We start from the raw sequence: 382 nt of genomic DNA on the forward strand, positions 1-382 counted from the left end.
GTGGGAGGAATGGTTGAGGCAAATTCATTATATGAGAATATTTTATTTTTTGTTAAAATGATTCCAATGCTTTTAGGAGAAGAATTAGTTACTATTATACCATTTTTAATAATATTACAATTTAGCTATAAAAATTCAAAGATTTCTAGAAAAAAAGCAATTGTTATGTCTTGGATTATTTCATCTTTACTTTTTGCTGCTATCCACTTACCAACTTATAACTGGAATATTATCCAAGCAATTGTAGGAATAGGTATTGTTAGAATGATTATTACTTATCCATACATTAAAACAAAAAATATTTGGATTTCTTTCTTTGTTCATGTATTAAATGATTGGATTCTTTTATTGCCAATACTATTAGCTAAATAATTTAATAAAA

The 382-nt window shown here is 24.3% G+C and carries 1 protein-coding gene; it reads left to right on the forward strand.

What is annotated here, in order from left to right; translation table 11 throughout:
* The coding region (locus tag BN899_RS18335) for a CPBP family intramembrane glutamic endopeptidase (protein WP_042278450.1) at nt 1-372 on the forward strand (372 nt) is incomplete at its 5' end.
* Nucleotides 373-382 lie beyond the last annotated feature (10 nt).

It is taken from the genome of Faecalimicrobium dakarense (assembly GCF_000499525.1).
Classification (GTDB): domain Bacteria; phylum Bacillota; class Clostridia; order Peptostreptococcales; family Peptostreptococcaceae; genus Faecalimicrobium; species Faecalimicrobium dakarense.